The sequence below is a fragment of the Sphingobium subterraneum genome (genome assembly GCF_014199435.1).
GTDB lineage: Bacteria > Pseudomonadota > Alphaproteobacteria > Sphingomonadales > Sphingomonadaceae > Sphingobium > Sphingobium subterraneum.
In genome coordinates, this window is the sequence record NZ_JACIJP010000004.1 from 22,384 (window position 1) to 46,153 (window position 23,770).

19 protein-coding genes are annotated in these 23,770 nt (G+C 64.8%); 13 read left to right on the top strand and 6 right to left on the bottom strand.

Annotated features, from left to right (window positions below; genetic code table 11):
* Positions 1-16 precede the first annotated feature (16 nt).
* The 6 genes from gltB to FHS92_RS12165 all read left to right on the top strand — a co-directional run bounded on the left by gltB (position 17) and on the right by FHS92_RS12165 (position 11,925).
* Positions 17-4,552 carry a glutamate synthase large subunit gene (gltB, locus tag FHS92_RS12140; RefSeq protein ID WP_184081005.1) on the top strand — a complete coding sequence of 1,512 codons (4,536 nt, stop codon included), beginning with the start codon at positions 17-19 and terminating at the stop codon, positions 4,550-4,552.
* Between the two features lie 120 nt (positions 4,553-4,672).
* Positions 4,673-4,900, top strand: a complete 228-nt coding sequence (locus FHS92_RS12145) for a hypothetical protein (protein WP_184081006.1) — start codon at positions 4,673-4,675, stop codon at positions 4,898-4,900.
* 124 nt (positions 4,901-5,024) lie between these two features.
* Positions 5,025-6,413: a TIGR03013 family XrtA/PEP-CTERM system glycosyltransferase gene (locus FHS92_RS12150; protein ID WP_184081007.1), complete on the top strand. Its 1,389-nt coding sequence runs from the start codon at positions 5,025-5,027 to the stop codon at positions 6,411-6,413.
* A 7-nt stretch (positions 6,414-6,420) separates the two neighbouring features.
* Entirely contained in the window at positions 6,421-8,529 is a 2,109-nt protein-coding gene (gene prsK, locus FHS92_RS12155) for an XrtA/PEP-CTERM system histidine kinase PrsK (RefSeq protein WP_184081008.1), read from the top strand.
* Positions 8,529-9,905 carry a PEP-CTERM-box response regulator transcription factor gene (gene prsR, locus FHS92_RS12160; protein WP_184081009.1) on the top strand — a complete coding sequence of 459 codons (1,377 nt, stop codon included), beginning with the start codon at positions 8,529-8,531 and terminating at the stop codon, positions 9,903-9,905. The genes prsK and prsR overlap by 1 nt, the downstream gene beginning before the upstream one ends.
* Positions 9,889-11,925 (top strand): tetratricopeptide repeat protein, encoded by a 2,037-nt coding sequence (locus FHS92_RS12165; RefSeq protein ID WP_184081010.1) that lies wholly within the window; start codon positions 9,889-9,891, stop codon positions 11,923-11,925. The genes prsR and FHS92_RS12165 overlap by 17 nt, the downstream gene beginning before the upstream one ends.
* 86 nt (positions 11,926-12,011) lie before the next feature.
* Here FHS92_RS12165 and FHS92_RS12170 read toward each other — a convergent pair whose 3' ends face one another.
* Complete coding sequence (locus FHS92_RS12170) at positions 12,012-12,605, bottom strand: nitroreductase family protein (protein WP_184081256.1); 594 nt, start codon at positions 12,603-12,605, stop codon at positions 12,012-12,014.
* 122 nt (positions 12,606-12,727) lie between these two features.
* On the opposite strand from FHS92_RS12170, the gene FHS92_RS12175 reads away from it, so the two are divergent.
* The 7 genes from FHS92_RS12175 (at position 12,728) to folP (ending at position 20,025) form a co-directional block, all read left to right on the top strand.
* Complete coding sequence (locus tag FHS92_RS12175; RefSeq protein ID WP_184081011.1) at positions 12,728-14,272, top strand: peptide MFS transporter; 1,545 nt, start codon at positions 12,728-12,730, stop codon at positions 14,270-14,272.
* 81 nt (positions 14,273-14,353) lie between these two features.
* Complete coding sequence (gene glmM, locus FHS92_RS12180; RefSeq protein ID WP_184081012.1) at positions 14,354-15,694, top strand: phosphoglucosamine mutase; 1,341 nt, start codon at positions 14,354-14,356, stop codon at positions 15,692-15,694.
* On the top strand, positions 15,694-15,918 hold the full coding sequence (locus tag FHS92_RS12185) for a DUF1272 domain-containing protein (RefSeq protein ID WP_184081013.1): 225 nt from the start codon (positions 15,694-15,696) through the stop codon (positions 15,916-15,918). The genes glmM and FHS92_RS12185 overlap by 1 nt, the downstream gene beginning before the upstream one ends.
* Positions 15,915-16,688, top strand: coding sequence for a bifunctional hydroxymethylpyrimidine kinase/phosphomethylpyrimidine kinase (gene thiD / locus FHS92_RS12190; RefSeq protein WP_184081014.1), 774 nt, complete (start codon positions 15,915-15,917; stop codon positions 16,686-16,688). The genes FHS92_RS12185 and thiD overlap by 4 nt, the downstream gene beginning before the upstream one ends.
* Entirely contained in the window at positions 16,681-17,277 is a 597-nt protein-coding gene (locus FHS92_RS12195) for a ribonuclease HII (RefSeq protein ID WP_184081015.1), read from the top strand. Before thiD ends, FHS92_RS12195 begins: the two co-directional genes overlap by 8 nt.
* 350 nt (positions 17,278-17,627) lie before the next feature.
* A complete protein-coding gene (locus FHS92_RS12200) occupies positions 17,628-18,770 on the top strand; it encodes a site-specific DNA-methyltransferase (protein WP_184081016.1) in 1,143 nt (380 codons plus the stop codon).
* Between the two features lie 130 nt (positions 18,771-18,900).
* Positions 18,901-20,025 carry a dihydropteroate synthase gene (gene folP, locus FHS92_RS12205; protein WP_184081017.1) on the top strand — a complete coding sequence of 375 codons (1,125 nt, stop codon included), beginning with the start codon at positions 18,901-18,903 and terminating at the stop codon, positions 20,023-20,025.
* 95 nt (positions 20,026-20,120) lie between these two features.
* Here the strand turns inward: folP and FHS92_RS12210 are convergent, their stop codons facing one another.
* From FHS92_RS12210 to sufC, 5 genes are read right to left on the bottom strand one after another with little or no spacing between them, the layout of a single operon-like run.
* Complete coding sequence (locus tag FHS92_RS12210) at positions 20,121-20,480, bottom strand: HesB/IscA family protein (protein WP_184081018.1); 360 nt, start codon at positions 20,478-20,480, stop codon at positions 20,121-20,123.
* Positions 20,480-20,968 carry an SUF system Fe-S cluster assembly protein gene (locus tag FHS92_RS12215; protein WP_184081019.1) on the bottom strand — a complete coding sequence of 163 codons (489 nt, stop codon included), beginning with the start codon at positions 20,966-20,968 and terminating at the stop codon, positions 20,480-20,482. Before FHS92_RS12215 ends, FHS92_RS12210 begins: the two co-directional genes overlap by 1 nt.
* On the bottom strand, positions 20,965-22,170 hold the full coding sequence (locus FHS92_RS12220) for a cysteine desulfurase (RefSeq protein WP_184081020.1): 1,206 nt from the start codon (positions 22,168-22,170) through the stop codon (positions 20,965-20,967). Before FHS92_RS12220 ends, FHS92_RS12215 begins: the two co-directional genes overlap by 4 nt.
* Positions 22,167-22,919: a SufD family Fe-S cluster assembly protein gene (locus tag FHS92_RS12225; protein ID WP_184081021.1), complete on the bottom strand. Its 753-nt coding sequence runs from the start codon at positions 22,917-22,919 to the stop codon at positions 22,167-22,169. The genes FHS92_RS12220 and FHS92_RS12225 overlap by 4 nt, the downstream gene beginning before the upstream one ends.
* The gene (gene sufC, locus FHS92_RS12230) at positions 22,916-23,767 is read right to left on the bottom strand and encodes a Fe-S cluster assembly ATPase SufC (RefSeq protein ID WP_184081022.1); all 852 of its coding nucleotides are present in this window, start codon (positions 23,765-23,767) and stop codon (positions 22,916-22,918) included. The genes FHS92_RS12225 and sufC overlap by 4 nt, the downstream gene beginning before the upstream one ends.
* Positions 23,768-23,770 lie beyond the last annotated feature (3 nt).

Genomic DNA, 23,770 nt, shown 5'->3' on the forward strand with positions numbered 1-23,770 from the left:
GAGAGAAGGTCCGATCATGACCAACAGCACATGGACAGTCGATGCCGCAGAGCGGGAACGCATCGCCGAGCATGGTATGTACCGCCCCGAGTTCGAAGGCGACGCCTGTGGCGTGGGCCTTGTCGCCGCGACGGATGGCAAGGCTTCGCGCCGGGTCGTGGTGTCGGCCATCGATGCGCTGAAAGCCGTGTGGCATCGCGGCGCTGTGGACGCGGATGGCAAGACCGGCGATGGCGCGGGCCTGCATGTCGACCTGCCGGTGCGCTTCTTTGACGATGCGATCGCCGACAGCGGCCACAAGCCGATGCCCAACCGCCTTGCCGTCGGCATGATCTTCCTGCCGCGCACGGACCTGGGCGCGCAGGAAATGTGCCGCACTATCGTCGAGAGCGAGATCATCGACGCGGGCTACACCATTTATGGCTGGCGCCAGGTGCCGGTCGATGTGTCCGTCATCGGCGAAAAGGCACAGCAGACGCGTCCCGAAATCGAGCAGATCATGATCGCCGGGCCGATGCCCGAGGCGCGCGACGTCGCCGAGTTCGAAAAGGATCTCTACCTCATCCGCCGCCGGATCGAGAAGAAGGTCGTCGCCGCGCAGATCAACGACTTCTACATCTGTAGCCTGTCGTGCCGTTCGATCATCTACAAGGGGTTGTTCCTCGCGGAATCGCTCTCGGTCTTTTACCCGGACTTGCAGGACGAGCGGTTCGAGAGCCGCGTCGCGATCTTCCACCAGCGCTATTCGACCAACACTTTCCCGCAATGGTGGCTGGCCCAGCCGTTCCGCACGCTCGCGCACAATGGCGAGATCAACACGATCCGCGGCAACAAGAACTGGATGAAGAGCCACGAGATCAAGATGGCGGCGCTCGCTTTCGGCGAGCAGTCGGAGGACATCAAGCCGGTGATCCCGGCGGGCGCGTCCGACACCGCGGCGCTGGATGCCGTGTTCGAGGCGATCTGCCGCGCGGGCCGCGATGCGCCAACGGCGAAGCTGATGCTGGTGCCCGAAGCGTGGGGAACGCATAACGATACGCCCAAGGCGCATCTCGACATGTACAACTACCTCGCGTCCGTGATGGAGCCGTGGGATGGCCCGGCCGCGCTCGCCATGACCGACGGCCGCTGGGTGGTCGCTGGCGTCGATCGCAACGCACTGCGTCCGCTGCGCTTTACGCGCACGTCGGACAATCTGCTGATCGTCGGTTCCGAAACCGGCATGGTCGTCGTGCCCGAGTCCACGATCATCCAGAAGGGCCGCATGGGCCCCGGCCAGATGCTCGCCGTCGACTTGGCTGAAGGCGAGGTCTATCACGACGCGGCGATCAAGGACCGGATCGCGGCCGAACGCCCCTATGGCGATATGGTCAAGGGCTTCAAGTCGCTCGATGATCTGCCGCCTGCCGCACCCGATGCGCTGCCCAGCTTCTCGCGCCCGGAACTCAACCAGCGCCAGATCGCGGCCAACATGACGCTCGAGGATATGGAGCTCATCCTCGCGCCGATGGTGGAGGACGCGAAGGAAGCGGTCGGATCGATGGGCGACGACACGCCGCTCGCCGTCGTGTCCGACAAGCCGCGCACGATCAGCCATTTCTTCCGCCAGAATTTCAGCCAGGTCACCAACCCGCCGATCGACTCCTTACGCGAACGGCATGTGATGAGCCTCAAGACGCGCTTTTCCAACCTTGCCAACATCCTGGAGGAAGACGCGCAGAACGACCATGTGCTGGTGCTCGATTCGCCGGTGCTGACCTGCGCGGAATGGACCCGGCTCAAGGCGCAGTTCGGCAAGGCGGTTGCGGAAATCGACTGTACCTTCCCTGCCGAAGGAGGGCACGAGCAGCTGCGCGCCGCGATTACGCGTATCCGGAATGAAGCCGAACATGCGGTGCGCGCAGGACAGACCGAACTGTTCCTGACCGACGAGCATATGGGGCCGGATCGCATCGGCATCGCCATGATCCTCGCGGCTGCGGCGGTGCACACCCATCTGGTGCGCAAGGGCCTGCGGTCCTATTCGTCGATCAACGTGCGCTCGTCCGAGTGCCTCGACACGCATTATTTTGCCGTGCTGATCGGTGTGGGCGCGACGACGGTGAACGCCTATCTTGCCGAAGCGTCGATTGCCGACCGGCAGGCGCGCGGCCTGTTCGGCGACATGGATGTCGACACCTGCATCGCCCGCTATCGCAAGGCGATCGACGAGGGGCTGCTGAAGATCATGTCCAAGATGGGCATCGCGGTCATCAGCTCCTATCGGGGTGGCTATAATTTCGAGGCGGTGGGTCTGTCGCGCGCGCTGGTCAACGACCTGTTTCCCGGCATGCCGACCAAGATTTCGGGCGAGGGGTATCATTCGCTGCACTTCAGCGCGATGATGCGCCACCGCGCGGCCTATGATAGCGCCGTCGCACGCCTGCCCATTGGCGGTTTTTATCGCCAGCGGGCGGGGGGCGAGACGCACGCTTATTCCGCGCAGCTTATGCACCTGTTGCAGACAGCGGTGGCGACCGACAGCTACTCGACCTACCTCCAGTTCTCGCGCGGGGTCCGGGATCTTCCACCCGTCTATCTGCGCGACCTGATGGAGTTCAACTATCCGCGCGAACCCGTCGCGATCGACGAGGTCGAGGCAATCACCGAGATCCGCAAGCGGTTCGTGACGCCGGGCATGTCGCTGGGCGCACTCTCGCCCGAAGCGCATGAGACGCTCGCCATCGCGATGAACCGCATCGGGGCCAAGGCCGTGTCTGGCGAGGGCGGGGAAGACAGCATCCGCTTCACTCCCTATCCCAATGGCGACAACGCCAACTCGACGATCAAGCAGATCGCGTCCGGGCGCTTTGGCGTGACGGCGGAATATCTGGGTGCCGCCGAGGAACTGGAAATCAAGGTTGCGCAGGGTGCCAAGCCGGGCGAGGGCGGCCAGCTTCCCGGTTTCAAGGTGACCGAGATGATCGCGCGCCTGCGCCATTCGACGCCGGGCGTGACGCTCATCTCGCCCCCGCCGCACCACGACATCTACTCGATCGAGGATCTCGCCCAGCTCATCTACGACCTGAAGCAGATCAACCCGCGTGCGCGCGTCTGCGTCAAGCTGGTGAGCCAGGCAGGCATCGGCACCGTTGCGGCGGGCGTCGCGAAGGCGCATGCCGACGTCATCCTCGTCGCGGGCAATGTCGGCGGCACGGGCGCATCGCCGCAGACCAGCGTCAAATATGCCGGTACGCCATGGGAAATGGGCCTTTCGGAAACCAATCAGGTGCTGACGCTCAACAAGCTGCGCCACCGGGTCAAGCTGCGGACCGACGGCGGCCTCAAGACCGGGCGCGACATCGTGATCGCCGCGATCCTCGGTGCGGAGGAATATGGCATCGGCACACTGAGCCTTGTCGCCATGGGCTGCATCATGGTGCGCCAGTGCCACAGCAACACCTGCCCCGTGGGCGTGTGCGTGCAGGACGAAAGGCTGCGCGCAAAGTTCACCGGCACGCCGGAAAAAGTCATCAACCTGATGACCTTCATCGCCGAAGAAGTGCGCGAGATCCTGGCGCGTCTGGGCTATCGCTCGCTCGATGAGATCATCGGGCGGACCGAACTGCTGCGGCAGGTCAATCGCGGGGCCGAGCATCTCGACGATCTCGATCTTAACCCGATCCTTGCCAAGGTCGACGCGGACGACAGCCAGCGGCGCTTCACCCTCGATGCGCACCGCAACGAGGTGCCCGACAGCCTCGATGCGCAGATCATCTCGGATGCGAAGGCCGTGTTCGAACGGGGCGAGAAGATGCAGCTCACCTATACGGTGCGCAACACGCATCGCGCCGTGGGCACGCGCTTCTCCGCGCGGATCACCGAAAAGTTCGGCATGTCGACCCTTGCAGATGGCCATGTGCACATTCGCCTGCGCGGGTCGGCTGGCCAGTCATTGGGTGCGTTTCTGTGCAAGGGCATCACGCTCGAAGTGTTTGGCGACGCCAATGATTATGTGGGCAAGGGCTTGTCCGGCGGTATCGTCGCGGTGCGCCCCATGGTGTCTTCGCCGCTCGAAAGCCAGAACAACACGATCATCGGTAACACCGTTCTTTACGGCGCCACGGCGGGCAAGCTGTTCGCGGCGGGGCAGGCGGGCGAGCGTTTTGGAGTCCGCAACTCCGGCGCGCAGGTTGTGGTCGAGGGCTGCGGGGCCAATGGCTGCGAGTATATGACCGGCGGCACGGCGGTCATCCTCGGCCATGTCGGCGCGAACTTTGGGGCTGGCATGACCGGCGGCATGGCGTTTGTGCTCGACGTTGACAACGGCTTCGAGGCCAACGCCAATCCCGAGAGCATTGTATGGACCCGGCTCGACAGCGCCCATTGGGAAGGCGTGCTGCGCGGCCTGATCGAGGAGCATGTCGAGCGGACCAGCAGCAAGTGGTCTGCGGCGCTGCTGGAGGACTGGGACCGTCGCCGAGGCCAGTTCTGGCAGGTGTGCCCCCGCGAAATGCTGAGCAGGCTGGAACATCCGCTGTCCGACCGGGAAGAGGTGATCGCGGCGGAATGAGTGTCGGGCAGCGGATCCCGTTGCCTGCCTCTGGCGATCCTCGTTATAGATCATTGTAATCAGGGAACAATTTCTGTAGAAAAGGGTTGTTGTTGTGGGATCGTCCAGCGGAGTCGTGCCATGGCCCACAACCTGCCCGTGCAAAAAGCCGAACAAGACGTGCCGCAGCGGCATAGTTCGGGAATGGGAAATGTCCTTCTGGTTGTCGCCGCCTTTGTGATTGGCGCGGTCATCGCGCTGATGATGGTGCTCGGCGCTCCGGCGCGTTCCAGCCCGGCAGCCGATAAAGCCTTGGCGGCACAACCGAATTCCGGCGCCCCTGCTGCGGCTGGTGTCGTTCCTCATTGACGATAGCGGCCGGGTCCGCGGCCCTCCTTTTGCCCGTTCAGTAAATCTTTGTCTTTTTGCGGCACATTGCGCCCCTGTCGGAAATCTTTACGCATGTCTGTAAGGATCGGTGTGGGCACGGTGCATGATCAGACTGTTTAAACATTATGTGCCGCACGCAGTCCTGCTGCTGGGCCTCCTCGATTTCATCACGTTGCTGTGTTCGGCGGAAGCCGCCTGGGTCATTCGCGCACGCGAAATCGGCATGGATGTCGACTATGTGCTTAACCGTGCCGGGCCGCTGCTGAGCTTCGCCGCCGCTCTCCAGGTCTCGATGATTGCGGTCGGCGTCTATGGCAACGAAGCGCTGCAATCGCTGCGCTACGCCGTGGCACGGCTGCTCGTGGCGGTGTCGCTGGGCATCATCTTCCTGTCGGTCATGTATTTCCTGCTGCCCGGCCTGACGCTGTGGCGCTCCAACTCACTCTACGCGATGATGATTGCCGGTGCCGCGCTGATCATGATCCGCATCGTACTGGGCTCGATGTTTGGCGGAGAAGTGTTCAAGCGACGGTTGATCGTGCTGGGCGCGGGCGCGCGGGCCGAGCGCGTGCGCCAGCTCGAACAGCGTAAGGGATCGGGCTTCCTCGTTGTCGGCTATATCGGCATGAACGATGGCACCCACGTTATTCCCGAGGCGATCAACCGCAGCGCGATCTACAATCTGTCCGATTTCGTCGTGCGCCTCGCCGCGAGCGAAGTGGTGCTCGCGCTGGAAGAGCGGCGCAACGCCATCCCGATGTCGGATCTGCTACGCATCAAGACCACCGGCGTGCACGTCAACGATCTCTCCACCTTTCTCGAACGCGAGACCGGCCGTGTCGACCTCGACAGCGTCAACCCGAGCTGGCTGATTTTCTCGGACGGCTTTTCCGCCGGTCGCCGCCTGTCCAGCATTGCCAAGCGGCTGTTCGACATCATTGCCAGCGCCGCGCTGCTGATCCTGACCGGTCCAGTTATCCTGCTGTCGGCCCTGCTGGTGAAGCTCGACAGCAAAGGCCCGGCGTTCTACCGGCAGGAACGCGTGGGCCTCTACGGCCAGGAATTCTGGATCGTGAAGTTGCGCACCATGCGCACCGACGCGGAAGTGGCCGGTCAGGCGGTGTGGGCCGAAAAGGACGATCCGCGCATTACCCGCATCGGCCGCTGGCTGCGCAAGCTGCGCATCGATGAGCTGCCGCAGACCTGGACCGTCCTCAAAGGGCATATGAGCTTCGTCGGCCCGCGCCCGGAACGCCGCCAGTTCGTCGACGATCTGGAACAGCAGCTGCGCTATTATGCGGAACGGCACATGGTGAAGCCCGGTATCACCGGCTGGGCGCAGATCAACTATCCCTACGGCGCATCGCTGGAGGACAGCCGCAACAAACTGGAATATGACCTTTACTACGCCAAGAACTACACGCCGTTCCTCGATCTGCTGATCCTGATCCAGACCGTGCGTGTTGTCCTGTGGCCCGACGGCGCGCGATAGGGCGGCGATGAACGGACCTCTTCAGGTCGTCGGCGATTGGGGCCATGTGGTGGCGGCGGGGCTGTTCGCGGTGCTCGCGATCGGCATTGGCCGCCGCTGGAGCAGCTCGATGGAGGGCAAGCTTCTCGTCGCGGCCCTCTCCCTCACCGCCATCTGGTCGCTCTCCATCGCGTTTGAGGGTGTCCATCAGCTCGAGTCGGGGATCATGGAAAGCCTGCGCAACTGCGGATGGCTCGCCTGCCTGTTCGCGTTACCCATGCAGGCGTCGGCCCGCCTTCCCGATGAGCCGGGACGTCCTAGTCCGCCGCGCGCGCGCGGGGCGGTCGCCGTCTATGCTGTGCTGATCGCCGTGCTGGGCGCGCAGAGCGTGGTCGACATGATGTGGGCCATCAGCGAGCCGGGCGCAGGCACAGCCGCCGTGGTGGAGACGGGGCTGATCCTGCGCATGATGTGGGCCATCGGCGCGCTCGTGCTGATCCAGCGGATCTTTTCGACCGCCGATCCGGTCGCGCGCGCGCGCGTGGCTCCCCTGATCGGGGCCATGGCGGCGATGTGGACCTATGACCTTGTGCTGTATTCTTCGGCCTACAGCGCGGCGGGCGTGGCTTCATTGCTGTATGTTCTCCGGGGCGGCGCGATGGCCGCGCTGGTCCCCGTGATCGCTCTCGTCATTCAAACGCAGGCGAACCTGCAAATCCGTCCGTCCCGTGCGCTGGCGCGGCGGGGCCTGGGCGTCGTCGCGGTCCTCGCCTTGCTGGTGCTGCTGATGATCGGGCTGTCTCTGGTCGAGGAAATCGGTTCGCCGCTTGGCCGACTGATTGCGACCGGCGCGGTCTTCGCTCTCATCGTCGGCGGCCTGCTCGTCCTGCCCACGCTCCGCTTCCGTTCCTGGGTCCGCGTGATGGTGGCGAAGCATTTCTTCCGCCACCGCTATGATTATCGCGAGCAATGGATGGGCTTTGCCGACACTATCGGTCAGGCGATTTCCACTGATGCGTCCCTCTATACCCGTGCGATCAAGGCGGTTGCCGACATCACCGGCAGTCCGGGCGGTGCGCTGCTTCTGATCGCGGAGGATGGGCAGCGCCTCGCCGTGCACAGTCAGTGGAACTGGACGGGCAACGGCGTCGACGGATGCGTCATCGACGGGTCGTTGCTGGATGCGCTGCGCGACACATTCTGGATCATCGACATCGACGGGCGCCGTGCCGCGCAGGACGGCCCACCGCTGCCGGACTGGCTGATGGGCGACAAAAGCGCGTGGGCGCTGGTGCCGATCATCCATTTCGATCAGTTGACGGGAGCTTTGCTGCTCGCCCGCCCGCGGTACGATCGCGCGCTCGACTGGGAAGATTTCGACATGCTCCGCACGGCCGGACGGCAGGTCGCGAGTTACATCGCCGAAGCGCAGGGGCAGCAGGCGCTGGCCGACGCGCGCCGGTTCGACGAATTCAACCGCCGCTTCGCGTTCATCATGCACGACATCAAAAATCTGGTGAGCCAGCTTGCTCTGCTCGCCCGCAACGCACAGCGCCATGCCGATAATCCGGATTTCCGCTCCGACATGGTCCTGACCCTTCAGGACTGCGTTGGCAAAATGAACGACCTGCTCGCCCGTCTGTCGCAGCACAACAGCAGCGCGGCGGCCGAAGCTATGGCGTTCTCGCTCGGTGATGTGGCGCAGCGCGTGGCGCGGGGCAGGGGCGGCGCCCATGCTATCCTCACCACCGGCGATCTGGCGATCACGGCAAGTGCCGATCCCGCCCGTGTCGAACAGATTGTCCGGCACCTTATCCAGAATGCGATGGAGGCAAGCGGGCCGGATGCCCCGGTCGTGCTGCACATCGAGCGCAGCGGCGGCATGGCGTGCCTCAGCGTGATTGACAAGGGCTGCGGCATGACCGGCGAGTTCATCCGTGATGAACTGTTCCGTCCGTTCGCGTCCACAAAGACAGGTGGCTTCGGCATCGGTGCCTATGAAGCGCGCGCCCTTGCCCTTGCGATGGGCGGCCGCCTGTCGGTCGAGAGCGTGCCGGGCAAGGGCAGCCGCTTTACCCTTTGGCTACCGCTTGCCGATACAGCCGCTCCGTCGATTGCCGAGGAAAGAGCCGCCTGATGACGGACACGCCGCCCAAAATCCTGCCCAAGCTGCTCATCGTTGAGGATGACATCGGCCTGCAACGGCAATTGCGCTGGGCCTATGAAGATTACACCGTGCTGCTCGCCGGATCGCGCGCCGAAGCGATCGAGCTGTTGCGCGCGGAGGAGCCGGATGTCGTGACGCTCGACCTCGGCCTGCCGCCCGACCCCGACGGGACGAGTGAGGGCTTTTCCGCGCTGGCGGAGATACTGGCGCTCAAGCCCGACACCAAGGTCATCGTCGCCTCCGGCCACGGGGCGCAGGAAAGCGCGCTGCGTGCCATCGCGGGCGGCGCGTGGGATTTCTACCAAAAGCCGATTGAGATCGACGCGCTGGGACTGATCGTCAGCCGCGCTTTCCATGTCCATGCGCTGGAGCGGGAAAACGCCCGCCTGGCCGAACGGGTCACCGGCGACGGTCCGGTGCTGGGACAGATGATCACATCCGCGCCGGAAATGCTCAAGGTCGCGCGCACGATCGAGCGGGTTGCGGGGGCGGACGTGTCCGTCATGCTGCTGGGCGCGAGCGGCACCGGCAAGGAACTGCTCGCACGCGGCCTGCACGACTCCAGCCCCCGGCGTAACGGCGCTTTCGTCGCGATTAACTGTGCGGCGATCCCGGAGACCCTGCTGGAATCGGAGCTGTTCGGCCACGAAAAGGGCGCCTTCACTGGCGCGGTCAAGACGACACAGGGCAAGATCGAGCAGGCGCAGGGCGGTACGCTGTTCCTTGACGAAGTCGGTGACATCCCCCTGCCGTTGCAGGTCAAGCTGCTCCGCTTCCTGCAGGAGCGGGTGATCGAGCGCATCGGCGGGCGGCAACCGATCGCGGTCGATACGCGTATCGTCTGCGCCACCCACCAGAATCTGGAAGCGATGATCGCGCAGACGACCTTTCGTGAGGATCTCTATTACCGCTTGGCCGAGATCGTCGTGCGCATCCCCGCCCTCAAGGAGCGGCCGGGCGACGCCGCGCTGCTTGCCCGCCATTTCCTGAAACGCTACGCCAAGGACATGAACCCCACCGTCAAAGGTCTTGCCGCCGATGCGCTGGCCGCGCTCGATACATGGCACTGGCCGGGCAATGTGCGCGAGCTGGAAAACCGCGTGAAGCGCGCGGTCATCATGGCGGACGGCAAATATGTGACGGCGAGCGACCTCGACCTGCAGGGAACGGGCGACGAACCCGCCGAGCTGCTCAACCTGAAGGCCGCGCGGGAAGTTGCCGACCGCACCGCGATCCGCCGAGCCATTGCTCGCACGCAGGGCAATATCTCCGGCGCGGCCAAGATGCTGGGGATCAGCCGTCCGACGCTCTATGATCTGCTCAAAAGCTATGACATTCAGGCGTAGCGTACTCCCCGCCGCGCTTGCATTGCTGATGCTGCTGCCGTCCGCCGGGGTGCGGGCGGGGTCCAATCCCGATGCGCAGGCAGCGTTGAAGCGCGGGCTGGCCGCGCTGGCGAAGGAAGATCCGCGCACCGCCCGCGTCGAATTGATGAATGCAATCAAGGCCGATCCCGCTCTGGCCGCCGCACGCGTCGCGCAGGCCCGTGCGTTGCTGATGCTCGGCAACGGTCAGGGTGCGCAGGACGAGCTGGATCGTGCTCGGCAACTGGGCGCTGCTCCCGGTGCCATCCGGCATCTGCTTGCCCATGCGGCGCTGCTGCAGGGGCGGGCGCAGGATGCGGCGGATCTGGCGCAGGCTGCCGATATAGACCCGCGTCAGGCAGTGTTCGCCGCGCGCATCGCGGGACAGGCCTATCAGGCGCTCGGGCAATATGACGCCGCAGCCCGCGCGTTCGACAGGGCGCTGGCCCTCGCACCGAATGACGCGCCGCTCTGGGCGGACATCGGGCGCTTCCGCATCGCGACTGGTGATATGGCGGCCGCCGTGGTCGCGTCGGACCGGGCGGTGGCGCTTGCTCCCCGAAACTCCGACACGCTGGTGTTGCGCGCGCTGCTGGTCCGCGAGCAATATGGGCTGGTCGCGTCTTTCCCCTGGTTCGAGCGGGCGCTCTCCGTTGACCGGCATTATGTCCCGGCCTTGATCGAATATGCCGCAACCCTGTCCGACGCGGGACGGGCGGGGGCGGCGCTTTCGCTTAGTCGCCGTGCGCTTGCGCTCGCCCCCGGTTTGCCGCGTGCCTATATGCTGCAAGCGGTAATCGCCGCGCGGGCCGGGGACTATGATCTCGCCCGCGCGTTGCTGGCGCGGACGCACGGCGCGCTCGATGGACAGGCGGCGACCCGCTTGTTGCGCGGGGTGCTGCATCTCCAGTCGGGCAACAGCACGCTGGCGATCGACCAGTTGGCGCCGGTGCTCGACGCACAGCCGCTCAACCTGCGCGTGCGGCTGTTGCTCGCGCGGGCCTATGCGCAGGACCGACAATATGACGAGGCGGAGAAGGTGCTCTTCCCGATGGTCGAGCGCGCCGACGCGGGGAACTACGCCCTCATTCTCGCTGCACGCGTTCAGGAAGCGCTGGGACATCCGGACGTGGCCGAGCGTTTTCTGACGCGTGCCGCCGCCGGGACGCGAGGCCGATCGGATGTGTTCCTCGGCGCGGGAACTCCCGGCGAGACGGCGCCCGATGCGGTGGCGGCCCCGGCTTCGGCCGCACCGAATATCCGCTATATCCGTGCGTTGCTCCAGGCGCGAGAGATCCAGACCGCGCTCGCCCGCGCGAAGGATCTGGTGCGCGTCAATATGGGCGCTCCGGCCGCGCATGTCGTGCTGGGCGATTGCCTGATGGCGGTCGGGCGCCCCGACGAAGCGGCTCTGGTCTATCAGCGCGCCGCCAATATCCGTTTTACGGAGGACGTCGCGTTTCGCCTGATCGACGCATGGCGCATGGCCCGCCGCCCGGACCTCGCGCAGCAGGTGCTGTCGGTCTACCTTTCCCAGAACCCGTCGAGCGTCTCGGCACAACGGCTTGCCAGTGCGTATACCCTGGGGGCAGGGGAAGCGGTCCGCGCGCTTCCCCTCCTGCAGGGCCTGCAGCAGCGTCTCGGCAACAACGACGCGCTACTCATGACCAATCTTGCCTGGGCGTGGATGGACCGCGACGATGCCGAACAGGCCTTGCCTTACGCAGCCCACGCTTATCGCCTCAACCGTGCGAGCGCGGTGACGAGCGATGTGCTGGGCTGGGCGCTGTTCCGCGCGCGGGAGGACAAGATCGCCGCACGCGACCTTCTCGAGAAGGCGCTGGCAATCGCGCCAAACGAACCGCTGGTGCAGCTGCATCTGGGGCAGGTCTACTCGTCCCTGGGCGAAACCGGCGCCGCGCGCGACCTGCTAAATCGTGCCGCGCAGGCAAAGGACTTCCCCCGCCATACTGAAGCGCTGGCGGCGCTGGCGCGGCTCTAGGCTGGCAGAACTTTGTGCAATGCCGTTCGTGCTGAGTCTCGACACGCTCGATGGCTACTCTGGGCGAACGGATCGCCCTGCAGCCATCATTCTTTAGGCGTGTTGGGTTCCCACACCGACACGACATCCTCATAGACCGGGCGCGGCCGCTCCTCCAGCGGGCGCGACGGCGTGCCGATGAACACGAATCCGGCAATCATGCTCTCCGCATCGCCGAAGGCGTCACGCACCCGGTCGCTGTAGGAGGGCCATCCGGTCAGCCATCCCGCCGCGAACCCCATGGCATGCGCGGCATGTGAAAGGTTCATGATCGCGGCCCCCGCCGACAGCTCCTGCTCCCACCGGGGAACCTTGCTGTGCGCCACCGGACGCGACAGCACCACGACCAGGGCGGGTGCCTGATGGGCGAACTGATGCATCGCCTCGATCTCCAGCCGCCCCGCTTCGGGCTTGTCCGCGCGATAGGCTTCTTCCAGTGTCTGAGCTAGAGCCGCCCGCTGCTCCGGCGGGACGATGATGAATCGCCACGGCGCCAGCTTGCCATGATCAGGGGTGCGCAGTGCGATTTCAATCATCGCGCGAAGTTGCGCGTCGTCAGGGCCGGGGGAGGCGAGATCGCGCGGCTTGCCGCTACGGCGGCTGCGCAACAGGGCGAGCGGGGAGGATGTATCGTTGAACATGGCGCAGATGTGGAGCGACATGCGCCGGATCGCAAGCCCGGCGTTTGTCGCATTAAGGGTTCACAACGCATAAAATCGGGTTAGGCTGACCGATCCCTCTCGTACGACAGGTCTCTCCCGTTATGACCACCCCCGACATTCCGCTGTCCGACGCCGGTTATCCGCCGCGCGAGGGGCCGACCTTCCTCGGCCATCCGCGCGGTCTGTACGTGCTGTTCTTCGCGGAGCTGTGGGAGCGGTTTTCCTACTACGGCATGCGGGCGCTGCTGATCCTGTATCTGACCAAGCATTTCCTGATGTCGGATGCGCAATCGGGCATGATCTACGGGGCGTATACGTCGCTGGTCTATGTCACGCCGGTGGTGGGCGGCTGGCTGGCCGACCGCTATCTTGGCCAGCGCAAGGCGGTGCTGTTCGGCGGCATATTGATAGCCTTTGGTCACCTGCTGCTGGGGCTGGAAGGGGATGGTGGACAGGATGAGGTCGCGCTCAACGCCTTCTGGACCGCGCTCGCGTTCATCATCGTCGGCACAGGTTTTCTGAAAGCGAACATTTCCGTTATCGTCGGTCAGCTCTACCCGCGTGAGGACATGCGTCGCGACCCGGCCTATACGATCTTCTACATGGGCATCAACGTAGGCGGCGTGCTCGGTCCTCTGGTGTGCGGCATATTGGGCGAGACGCTGGGCTGGTCCTATGGGTTCGGAGCGGCGGCAGTGGGCATGCTCGCGGGCATCGTCGTGTTCGTGCTCGGCAAGCCATCGCTGATGGGTAAGGGTGAGCCGCCCGATCCGGCAAAACTTGCGCAGCGTATCGGCGGCATGATCTCGCGCGAATGGCTGATTTACCTCGGCAGCCTTCTCGGCGTCGCGCTGGTGTGGTGGCTGATCCAGAACCATAATGCGGTCGGCGTGTTGCTCGCCGGGACGAGTGCGGTCGTCGTCGCCTTCCTGTTGTGGGACGCGACGACGCGCATGAACCGCATTGAGCGCGACCGTATGTTCGCCGTCCTGTTCCTGATCGCGCTCAATCCGCTTTTCTGGGGGTTGTTCGAACAAGCCGGATCGTCGCTCAGCCTGTTCACCGATCGCCATGTTGACCGCACCCTTCTCGGCATGACCATCCCGGCTTCGGTGTTCCAGTCCGTCAACTCCTTCTTCGTGATCACGCTGGCGCCCTTGTTCGCAGGCCTGTGGAGCTGGACGAGCCGTCGCGGGTGGGAGCCCTCCGCCCCGGCCAAATTCGGCGCGGCGCTTATCCTCGTTGGGCTTGGTTTCCTGCTGCTCGTCGCCGGGGCGCTGGCGGTGGGGACGGGCAATCCCACGCCGGTCATTTTCGTGCTCGGCATCTACTTCTTGCACACGATGGGCGAGCTGTGCCTGTCTCCCGTCGGACTGTCGGCAATGTCGAAGCTGTCGTTGCCGCGCATGGCGAGCTTGGTCATGGGCGTGTGGTTCCTGTCGACCGCCGCCGGGGATTTCATCGCGGGGATGATCGCTTCGGCCATCGGCGCGAAGGGAGCGGAAGGCGGCGATCAGGTCGGGGCGGTGCTGACCATGTACGAATTCGTGGGTGGAATCGCGATTGGCGTAGGCGTCGTGGTGCTGCTCGTCGCACCATTCATCCGGCGCCTGATGCACCTCGACACATTGAAAGACGAAAGCTGATTTTTCCGCGTCGCCGCCCGTGGCAAAGGGCAATGTTCACGCTATAGCGGAGGTAGGACGAGCGGGAGAGTGTGCGCGACGATGAGCAGGAAATATTTCGGAACCGACGGCATCCGCGGCCGCACCAACCAGTGGCCGATGACGGCCGAGCTGGCGATGAAGGTCGGCATGGCGGCGGGCGCGCATTTCCAGCGCGGCGACCATCGTCATCGCGTCGTCATCGGCAAGGATACGCGCCTGTCGGGCTATATGGTCGAGAACGCTCTTGTCGCGGGGTTCACCTCGGTGGGCATGGATGTCGTCCAGTTCGGGCCGATCCCGACACCGGCGGTGGCGATGTTGGCGCAGTCGATGCGCGCGGACCTCGGCGTGATGATCTCGGCGAGCCACAATCCTTACGCCGACAATGGCATCAAGCTGTTCGGTCCGGACGGGTACAAGCTCTCCGATGCCGATGAGCTGAAGATCGAGGCGCTGCTCGACGAAAGCATCCCGCTCGCCTCCGCGCAGGACATCGGCCGCGCCCGCCGGGTCGAGGATGCGCGCGGGCGCTATATTCACGCCCTCAAATCCAGTTTTCCCGCCGATCTGCGCCTTGATGGACTGCGTATCGTCATCGATTGCGCGAACGGCGCGGCCTATCAGGTCGCTCCTTCGGCGCTGTGGGAATTGGGCGCGGAGGTAATCGCGGTTGGCGTCACGCCCAACGGCACCAATATCAACGACGGCTGCGGCTCGACCGCGCCGATGCTGCTTCAGGAAACGGTGGTGTCGGCGGGTGCGGACATCGGCATTGCGCTCGATGGCGACGCGGATCGGCTCATCATCGTCGACGAAAAGGGCGAGATCGTCGACGGGGACCAGATCATGGCGCTGATCGCGGCGAACTGGGCGCGCGAAGGGCGGCTGACGGGTGGCGGCCTTGTCGCGACGGTGATGTCCAACCTCGGGCTGGAACGCTTTCTGGCCGCGCAAAATATCGCCCTCATCCGCACGCAGGTCGGCGACCGCTATGTGCTGGAAAAGATGCGTGAGGGGGGCTTCAACGTGGGCGGAGAGCAGTCCGGCCACATGATCCTGTCCGACTATGCGACGACCGGCGACGGCACTATTGCGGCGTTGCAGGTGCTCGCCGCGCTTGTCCGTTCCGGCAAGCGAGCGAGCGAGTTGCTCCACCAGTTCGACAAGGTGCCGCAGCTCCTCAAGAACGTGCGCTTTTCGGGCGGCAAGCCGCTCGACCATGCCGAGGTCAAGCGGACGATCGCGCAGGCGGAGGCCGATCTCGCAGGGAGCGGCCGCCTTGTCATCCGCCCGTCCGGGACGGAACCGGTGATCCGCGTCATGGCCGAGGGCGACAGCGCCGATCAGGTCCGCGATGTGGTCGACCGCATCTGCGCGGCCGTGGAAACGGCGGCGGCCTGATGCTCGCTATGCATCCGGATTGCGAACGGTGCGGGGCGGACCTCCCGGCGGACGCGGGCGGGGCGTTCATCTGCTCGTTCGAATGCACCTTTTGCGCGGCATGCGCGGAGGCGCTGGACGATCGTTGCCCCAATTGCGGCGGCGAACTGCTCGACCGACCGACGCGGACCGGCAAGGCATTGGCGGATAACCCGGCCTCGACCGTCCGCCACTTCGGCGTATGACCGCAAACGCTCCGCTCGCTCGTATCCTGATTCTCGCCGGGTCGGACAGCGGCGGGGGCGCGGGCATTCAGGCGGATATCAAGACCGTCACGATGCTGGGCGGCCATGCGATGACGGCGATCACCGCCATTACCGCACAGAACACGCTGGGCGTGAGTGCCGTGCATCCCGTCCCCACCGATGTGGTAATCGCACAGATGGATGCGGTGATCGACGATATCGGCATCGACGCGGTCAAGATCGGCATGATCGGATCGGCGGACACCGCGCAGGCCGTGGCGGACCGGCTGGAACGGCTTGGTAGTGTACCAATCGTGTTCGACCCGGTGATGGTCGCGACCAGCGGATCGGTGCTGGCCAATGCCGATACCATCGCCGCCTTCACGCGACTGATGCGCATTGCGACCGTCACTACGCCGAACCTGCCGGAGCTTGTTGCGTTGGGCGGGGAGGCGGCTGTGCTGGCTCAGGTCCGCGCATTGCTCATGAAGGGCGGTCATGCGGACGGCGACACGCTCACCGACCGGCTGGTTCTGGCTGATGGGACGGATCAGGTCTGGCAGGACACCCGCATCGATACTCCCCACACCCACGGCACCGGCTGTACGCTGGCGAGCGCCATCGCCACCGGGCTGGGGCAGGGGATGAGCCTTCCCGACGCCATCGCCCGCGCGCGGCTTTACGTCCGTGCCGCGCTTGCCTGCGCGCCGGGCCTGGGGCGGGGGCATGGACCGATGGGCGTGCCGAGGGATTTTTCGCGCCATGCCTGATTTCGTCCACGAACTACGCCACAATGGCCCGGTCGCGGGCGTGGACGAAGCCGGACGCGGGCCGCTCGCCGGGCCGGTCGTGGCGGCGGCCGTGATCCTCGATCCCAACGATCATCCGCCCGGCCTCAACGACAGCAAGAAGCTCTCCGCCGCCCGCCGCGCCGAGCTCGAAATCCTCATCAAGGAAAAGGCGCTCTGCTGGGGCGTTGGCATCGCAAGCGTCGAGGAGATCGACACGCTCAACATCCTCTGGGCGACGATGCTGGCGATGACCCGCGCGGTCGAGGCGCTGTCGCACGATTGCGTGCATGTGCTGGTCGACGGAAACCGCTGTCCGCAATGGCGCTGGGCTTCGACGCCGGTCGTGGAGGGCGACGCCAAGTGCCTTTCCATCGCCGCCGCGTCGATCATCGCCAAGGAAACCCGCGACCGCATGATGATCGCCGCCGCCGCCGACCATCCCCATTATGGCTGGCACAGCAACAAGGGCTATGGCAGCGCGCAGCACCTCGCCGCCCTGCGCCAACATGGTCCGTCACCGCTCCACCGGCGCAGCTTTGCGCCCGTGGCGCAGCTGGTTTTGTTGTAGGGTACGCGGCCTTCCCGGTACCCCTCCCGTTCGTGCTGAGTGTCCTTGAGCGAAGTCGAAAGGACGTATCGAAGCACTGGCCCTTCGATACGGGGCTTCGCTAAACTCAGCCCCACTCAGGACGAACGGAAGGAGAGATTGCAGAATTTGGTCATTCCTTCGCCCGTTAACGAAAAATATTCGTGACCTGCCCGCGTCTAGATGTTGAGTCCCATACCCGCCTCCAGACTCCATATCTCGTTCTTTATCCCGTTTTCCAACCATTTTCCCGCCCGTTAACCAAAGTTACCGCGCTTGACGCTAGACTCGCGCGGACTCATTCCGGCTGCATCAGTTTCGGGGGTTAGACTATGGGTGTTATGGAACGCGTCGCGACGCGCACGAAAAAGGCTGCCGCAAAGGCTGTTGTCGCGCCCGTCGTGCCGCTGGAGGCCGACCGGCTGATCCAGGGCGATTGCGTCGCGGAAATGCGCAAGCTGCCCGATGCATGCATCGACATGATCTTCGCCGATCCGCCGTATAATCTTCAGCTCGGCGGCGATCTGTTCCGGCCTGAGGGCGGCCGCGTCGATGCGGTCGATGACGCGTGGGACAAGTTCGACACGCTGGCCGTCTATGACAAGTTCACCCGCGACTGGCTGACGGAAGCGCGCCGCATCCTCAAGCCCAACGGCACCATCTGGGTGATCGGCAGCTACCACAATATCTTCCGCGTCGGCACCAGCCTGCAGGATCAGGGCTTCTGGATTTTGAACGACATCATCTGGCGCAAGTCCAATCCGATGCCCAATTTCAAGGGCACGCGCTTCACCAACGCGCACGAGACGCTGATCTGGGCGAGCCAGGGCGAGGACGCGCGCTACACCTTCAACTATCGCGCGATGAAGACGTTGAACGACGAGCTGCAGATGCGCTCCGACTGGGTGATCCCGATCTGCAGCGGGCAGGAACGCCTGAAGCGCGACGGCACCAAGGCGCACCCCACGCAAAAGCCAGAGGCGTTGCTCTACCGCATCCTCCTCGCCTGCACCAAACCGGGCGACGTGGTGCTCGACCCGTTCTTCGGTACCGGCACCACCGGCGCGGTCGCCAAGCGTCTGGGCCGCAGGTGGATCGGCATCGAGCGCGAGGACAAATATGTTGAGGTCGCGCTGGAACGGATCGAAGCGGCCCTCCCGCTCGATGAATCCGCCCTCACCACCATGCAAAGTCCGCGCCAGCAACCCAAGGTCGCGTTTGGAACGCTGGTGGAAACCGGTATGATCGCACCGGGGACAGTGCTGAGCGACACCAAGCGCCGCTGGAAAGCGGTCGTCCGCGCCGATGGGTCACTGCAGTGCGGAGACGAAAGCGGTTCCATCCACGGCCTCGGCGCCAAACTGCAGGGCGCACCCAGCTGCAACGGCTGGACCTTCTGGCATGTCGACGGGAAGGATGGGCTGAAACCGATCGATACGCTGCGGCAGACCTATTTGCTGGCGAATGAGGATTGAGAGTAGGTAACGCTGCTGCCTTAGCAAGGGGTAGCGGGACCCTGGGTCAAGCCCGGGGTGATGGGAAGGACAGGATGGCCGCCCGCGACTTCCTCTTGCGCCCATTGCTTCACCCGCATAACCCAACCCCATGATCGACCCCGCCACCCTCACTCCTGCCACTCGCCTATACCTCCGCCCGATCTGGTTTGCCGAAAGTCCGGTGAGGCTGGATGGGCAGACGGCGCGGTTGGGCAATGGGCTGTTGTGGTTTCAAGGCTATGAGGTCACCGCAATCGAGGGTGACACGCGCCCGGTACGCGAGCGCATCAGTGTCGCCGATTTTGCGGGTTGGACTACACGTCTGCCCGAACCCCTTGCTCAGCGCGCCCATGCGCTCGCCGCCAATGTCGCCGCGCTTCGTGCGCCGCTGACGCTCGGTACGCGCACGATCCGCTTCGATGTGCCGCAGGTCATGGGCATTCTCAACATGACGCCCGACAGCTTCTCCGACGGCGGCAAGCACCTTGATGATCCCCAGGCGGCGGCCGATAGCGGCTTTGCGATGGGCGCGGCGGGCGCGGCGATCATCGATGTCGGGGGCGAGTCCACCCGCCCCGGCGCCGACACCGTGTGGGAGGGGGACGAGATTGCCCGGGTCGTTCCCGTGATTGAGCGGCTCGCGGCATCCGGAACGCCGGTCTCCATCGACACGCGCAAGGCGGCCGTCATGGAGGCCGCGCTGGGCGCAGGCGCGTCCCTCGTCAACGATGTCAGCGCGCTGCTGCACGACCCGCGCAGCATGGACGTCGTCGCGCGCGCGGGTTGCCCGGTCATCCTGATGCATGCGCCCTCTCCGGGGGAGGATCCCCACGCCGATCCCTCCTATCACGATGTCGTGACCGATGTGTTCGACTGGCTGGAGGCGCGCATCGCCGCCTGCGTCGCGGCGGGCATCGTGCGGGAGAAGATCATCGTCGACCCGGGCCTCGGTTTCGGCAAGACGCTCAATCAGAATCTTGCGATCATCAACCGGTTGGCGCTGTTTCAGGGGTTGGGTGTACCGCTGTTGCTGGGTGCGAGCCGCAAGCGGATGATCGGCGCCCTCTCCAACGAAGCGCCCGCCAGCGCACGCCTCGGCGGCTCGGTCGCACTGGCGTTCCGGGGCGTGGAACTCGGCGCGCAACTGCTGCGCGTGCATGACGTGCCCGAAACGGTGCAGATGGTCCACGTCTGGCGCGGCCTGCGCGATGCCGCGCTGACCGAGGGGGGATGACGGTTTAAATCAAAGTCCCGTATCGAAGGGTGCTTCGATACGCCATTTCGACTTCGCTCAATGACAACTCAGCACGAACGGGAAGAAACAATTCTTTAAACCGTAAAGCTTTCCCCGCAGCCGCAGCTACCCTTGGCATTGGGATTGTTGAACACGAACCCAGCGGTAAAGTCGTCCTCCACCCAGTCCATCGTGCTGCCGACGAGATACAGCACCGACCCGCCGTCGATGTAGAATACACCGCCGGGCGTTTCGATCTTCTCGTCGAACTTCGCTTCCTCGGTCACATAATCGACCGAATAGGCAAGACCCGAGCAGCCCCGGCGGGGCGTGGAGAGCTTGACGCCGATCGCCCCCTCGGGCGCACGCGCCATCAGATCGGCGATGCGCTGTTCGGCTGCGGGGGTGAGGATGACGGCGGCAGGCCGGGCGCGGGTCGGCGTTTGTGCGTTCATCACAGCATCCCCAGTTCGAGCTTCGCGTCGTCGCTCATCAGTTGCGGGTCCCATGGCGGATCCCAGACCAGATTGACCTCGACATCGCCGACGCCTGGCACCGCGCCGACACGCAGCTCGACCTCGGCGGGCATGGATTCGGCGACCGGGCAGTGCGGCGTCGTCAGCGTCATCGTCACGACGACATGCCCGCCGTCCGTCACGTCGACGCCATAGATCAGGCCGAGATCGTAGATATTGACCGGAATCTCCGGGTCGAAAATGTCCTTGAGCGCGCCGATCACGCCTTCATAGACATCGCCGCCCGGCTCGCCCGCTTCCACGGACGCAGGCTGCTGCGCAAGGAAGCCCTCGAGATAATCCTTCTTGCGCTCCAGCTTGTCGCGTGCGCTTTCCGGCTGCTCGACGGCATCCTCCACGCGCGCCTTGGGCGGCGAAGTCACCGCCTCCACTTCCTCGACCGCGAGCCTGTGCTGTTCCTCGCTCATGTGAATATCTTCCTTACCCGCTCGATGCCGCGCACCAGCGCCGCGACATCGCTTTCGTCATTGTAAATGCCAAAGCTCGCTCGCGCGGTCGCCTCGACGCCCAGATGCCGCATCAGCGGCTGCGCGCAGTGGTGACCGGCGCGGATCGCCACGTCTTCCTCATCCAATATGGTGCCGACATCGTGGGGATGCACCCCCTCGACCTCGAAACTCAGGATCCCCGCGCTGTTTTCCGGCCCGAACAGGCGCACGCTGTTGAGATCAGAGAGGGCTTCGCGGGCCTGCGCCACCAGCGCTACTTCGTGCGCATGGATCACGTCGAGGCCGATCGCCTGCACATAATCGATTGCCGCTGCCAGTCCTGAAACGCCGACGATATGCGGCGTCCCTGCCTCGAACCGCGTGGGGGCGGGGGCATAGGTTGTTTTCTCGAACGTGACCTTGTCGATCATCGATCCGCCTCCCTGATAGGGCGGCATCGCGTCGAGCAGCTCCTTGCGCGCCCACAGCACGCCGATGCCGGTCGGGCCGTAAAGCTTGTGTGCGGAAAACACATAGAAATCGCAGCCCAACGCCTGCACATCGACGCCCAAGCGCGGCACCGCCTGGCACCCGTCGATCAGGACCTTCGCGCCGACGCCGTGGGCAATCGCGCTGGCCCGCTCGACATCGAGCACGCTGCCCAGGACGTTCGACACATGGGCGAGGGCCACCAGCCTGTGCGCGGGCGTGATCATCGCCTCCATCGCGTCGAGGTCGATCTGGCCATCTTCGGTTAAAGGCACGACGTCGATCGACGCGCCGACCTTTTCCGCGATCATCTGCCACGGCACGATGTTGCTATGATGCTCCAGCGTGGAGAGCAGGATGCGGTCGCCGGACGTCAGGTTCGCGCCGCCCCAACTGGCGGCGACAAGGTTGATCCCCTCGGTCGCGCCGCGCACGAACACGATCTCGCTGTCCGAACCTGCGCCGATGAAGTTCGCGACCTTGCGCCGTGCGGCTTCATAGCCAATCGTCATATTGGCTGAGCGCGCATAGACGCCGCGATGCACCGTCGCATAGTCGGGGCCGTAGGCGCGCGCGATCGCATCGATCACTTGCTTTGGCTTCTGCGCGGTCGCGGCGGTGTCGAGATAATGCCACGCGCCCACGCCCGGAAAGTCGGCGCGCCAGTTACGGGTCAGAATGTCCGTAGTCATGCCAGCGCCTCCAGCTTCGCCAACGCCGCCGCTTCGAACCTCTCCCGTTTCGCGTCGTCCGCAATCCCGTCGAACACGCCCGCGACAAAAGCGCGCAGCAGCAGCGTCTGCGCGGTTGCCGGGTCGAGCCCGCGCGACGCCATGTAGAACAAAGCCGACTTGTCCAGCTCGCCGACGGTTGCGCCATGCGCGCATTTCACGTCGTCGGCGTAGATTTCCAGCTCCGGCTTGGCGTTGGCGGTCGCCGTGCGGTCGAGCAGCATGGCCTTGACCGATTGCGATGCGTCGGTTTTCTGCGCATCGCGCGCCACGGCGATCTTGCCAAGATAATTGCCCGTCGCACGCCCTGCGAGGACGGATCGCACGACCTGTTCGCTGGTTGCACCCGGTGCGGCGTGGTGGACAGTGGTGACGATCTCCAGCGTCTGCTCACACCCGCCGATGATCGCGCCGTGCAGCGCAAAATGCGCGCCTTCGCCCAGCGTCACGCTGATCGTCACCCGGCCCAGCTTGCCGCCGATATTGAGGACGTGAAAGCCGCACGATCCGCCCGCTGCAATTTCTACGCGGTAATCCCGGATCGCGACCGCATCGTCCGGCGCATCCTGCAACAGCACATGTGCCGCGCTGTCTCCCGCGCGCACGATGATCAGCTCCGGCGCTGCGGCCGGCCATGCCGTGGCGAGCGCGTCCAGATCGCTGTAGCGCCAGGCTTCATCGCGCCGCGTGGGAAGGGCAAGCGCGTTCACGCGGCCACCACCTCGGCATAGCCTTCGCGCTCCAGCTCGAGCGCCAGTTCCGGGCCGCCGCTCTTCACAATGCGCCCACCGGCGAGCACATGCACGAAGTCCGGCTTCACATAATCGAGCAGTCGCTGGTAGTGGGTGATGAGCAGCACCGCCTTGTCGGGCTTGCGCATGATCGCGTTGATCCCAGCACCGACGATGCGCAGCGCGTCGATGTCGAGGCCGCTGTCCGTTTCGTCGAGGATCGCGAGCTTGGGGTCGAGGATGCCCATCTGCACCATCTCGTTGCGCTTTTTCTCGCCGCCCGAAAAGCCGACATTCACCGGGCGCTTGAGCATGTCCATATCCATGCCGAGCAGCGCCGCCTTCTCCTTGGCGAGCTTGATGAACTCGCCGCCGGACAGCGGCGCTTCCCCGCGCGCCTTGCGCTGCGAATTGAGGCTCTCGCGCAGGAATTGCAGGTTGGACACGCCGGGAATCTCTACCGGATATTGAAAGCCGAGGAACAGGCCAGCCGCTGCGCGCTCATGGGGATCGAGGGCGAGGAGGTCGATGGCTCCCACATCCGTTCGTGCTGAGCCTGTCGAAGCACCGTCCTTTTCTTCTCTCTTATCGCCGGAGAAGGACAGCCCTTCGACAAGCTCAGGGCGAACGGAATTGGATTGGAACGTGACCGTGCCCCCCGTCACCTCATAGCCGGGCCGCCCGCCGAGCGTATAGGCCAAAGTCGATTTCCCCGCGCCATTCGGCCCCATGATCGCATGGATTTCCCCTGGCTGGATGGTGAGCGACAGCCCCTTGAGGATCGGCTTGTCCGCGACGGTGTTCGAGAGGTTAGTTATTTGAAGCATTTT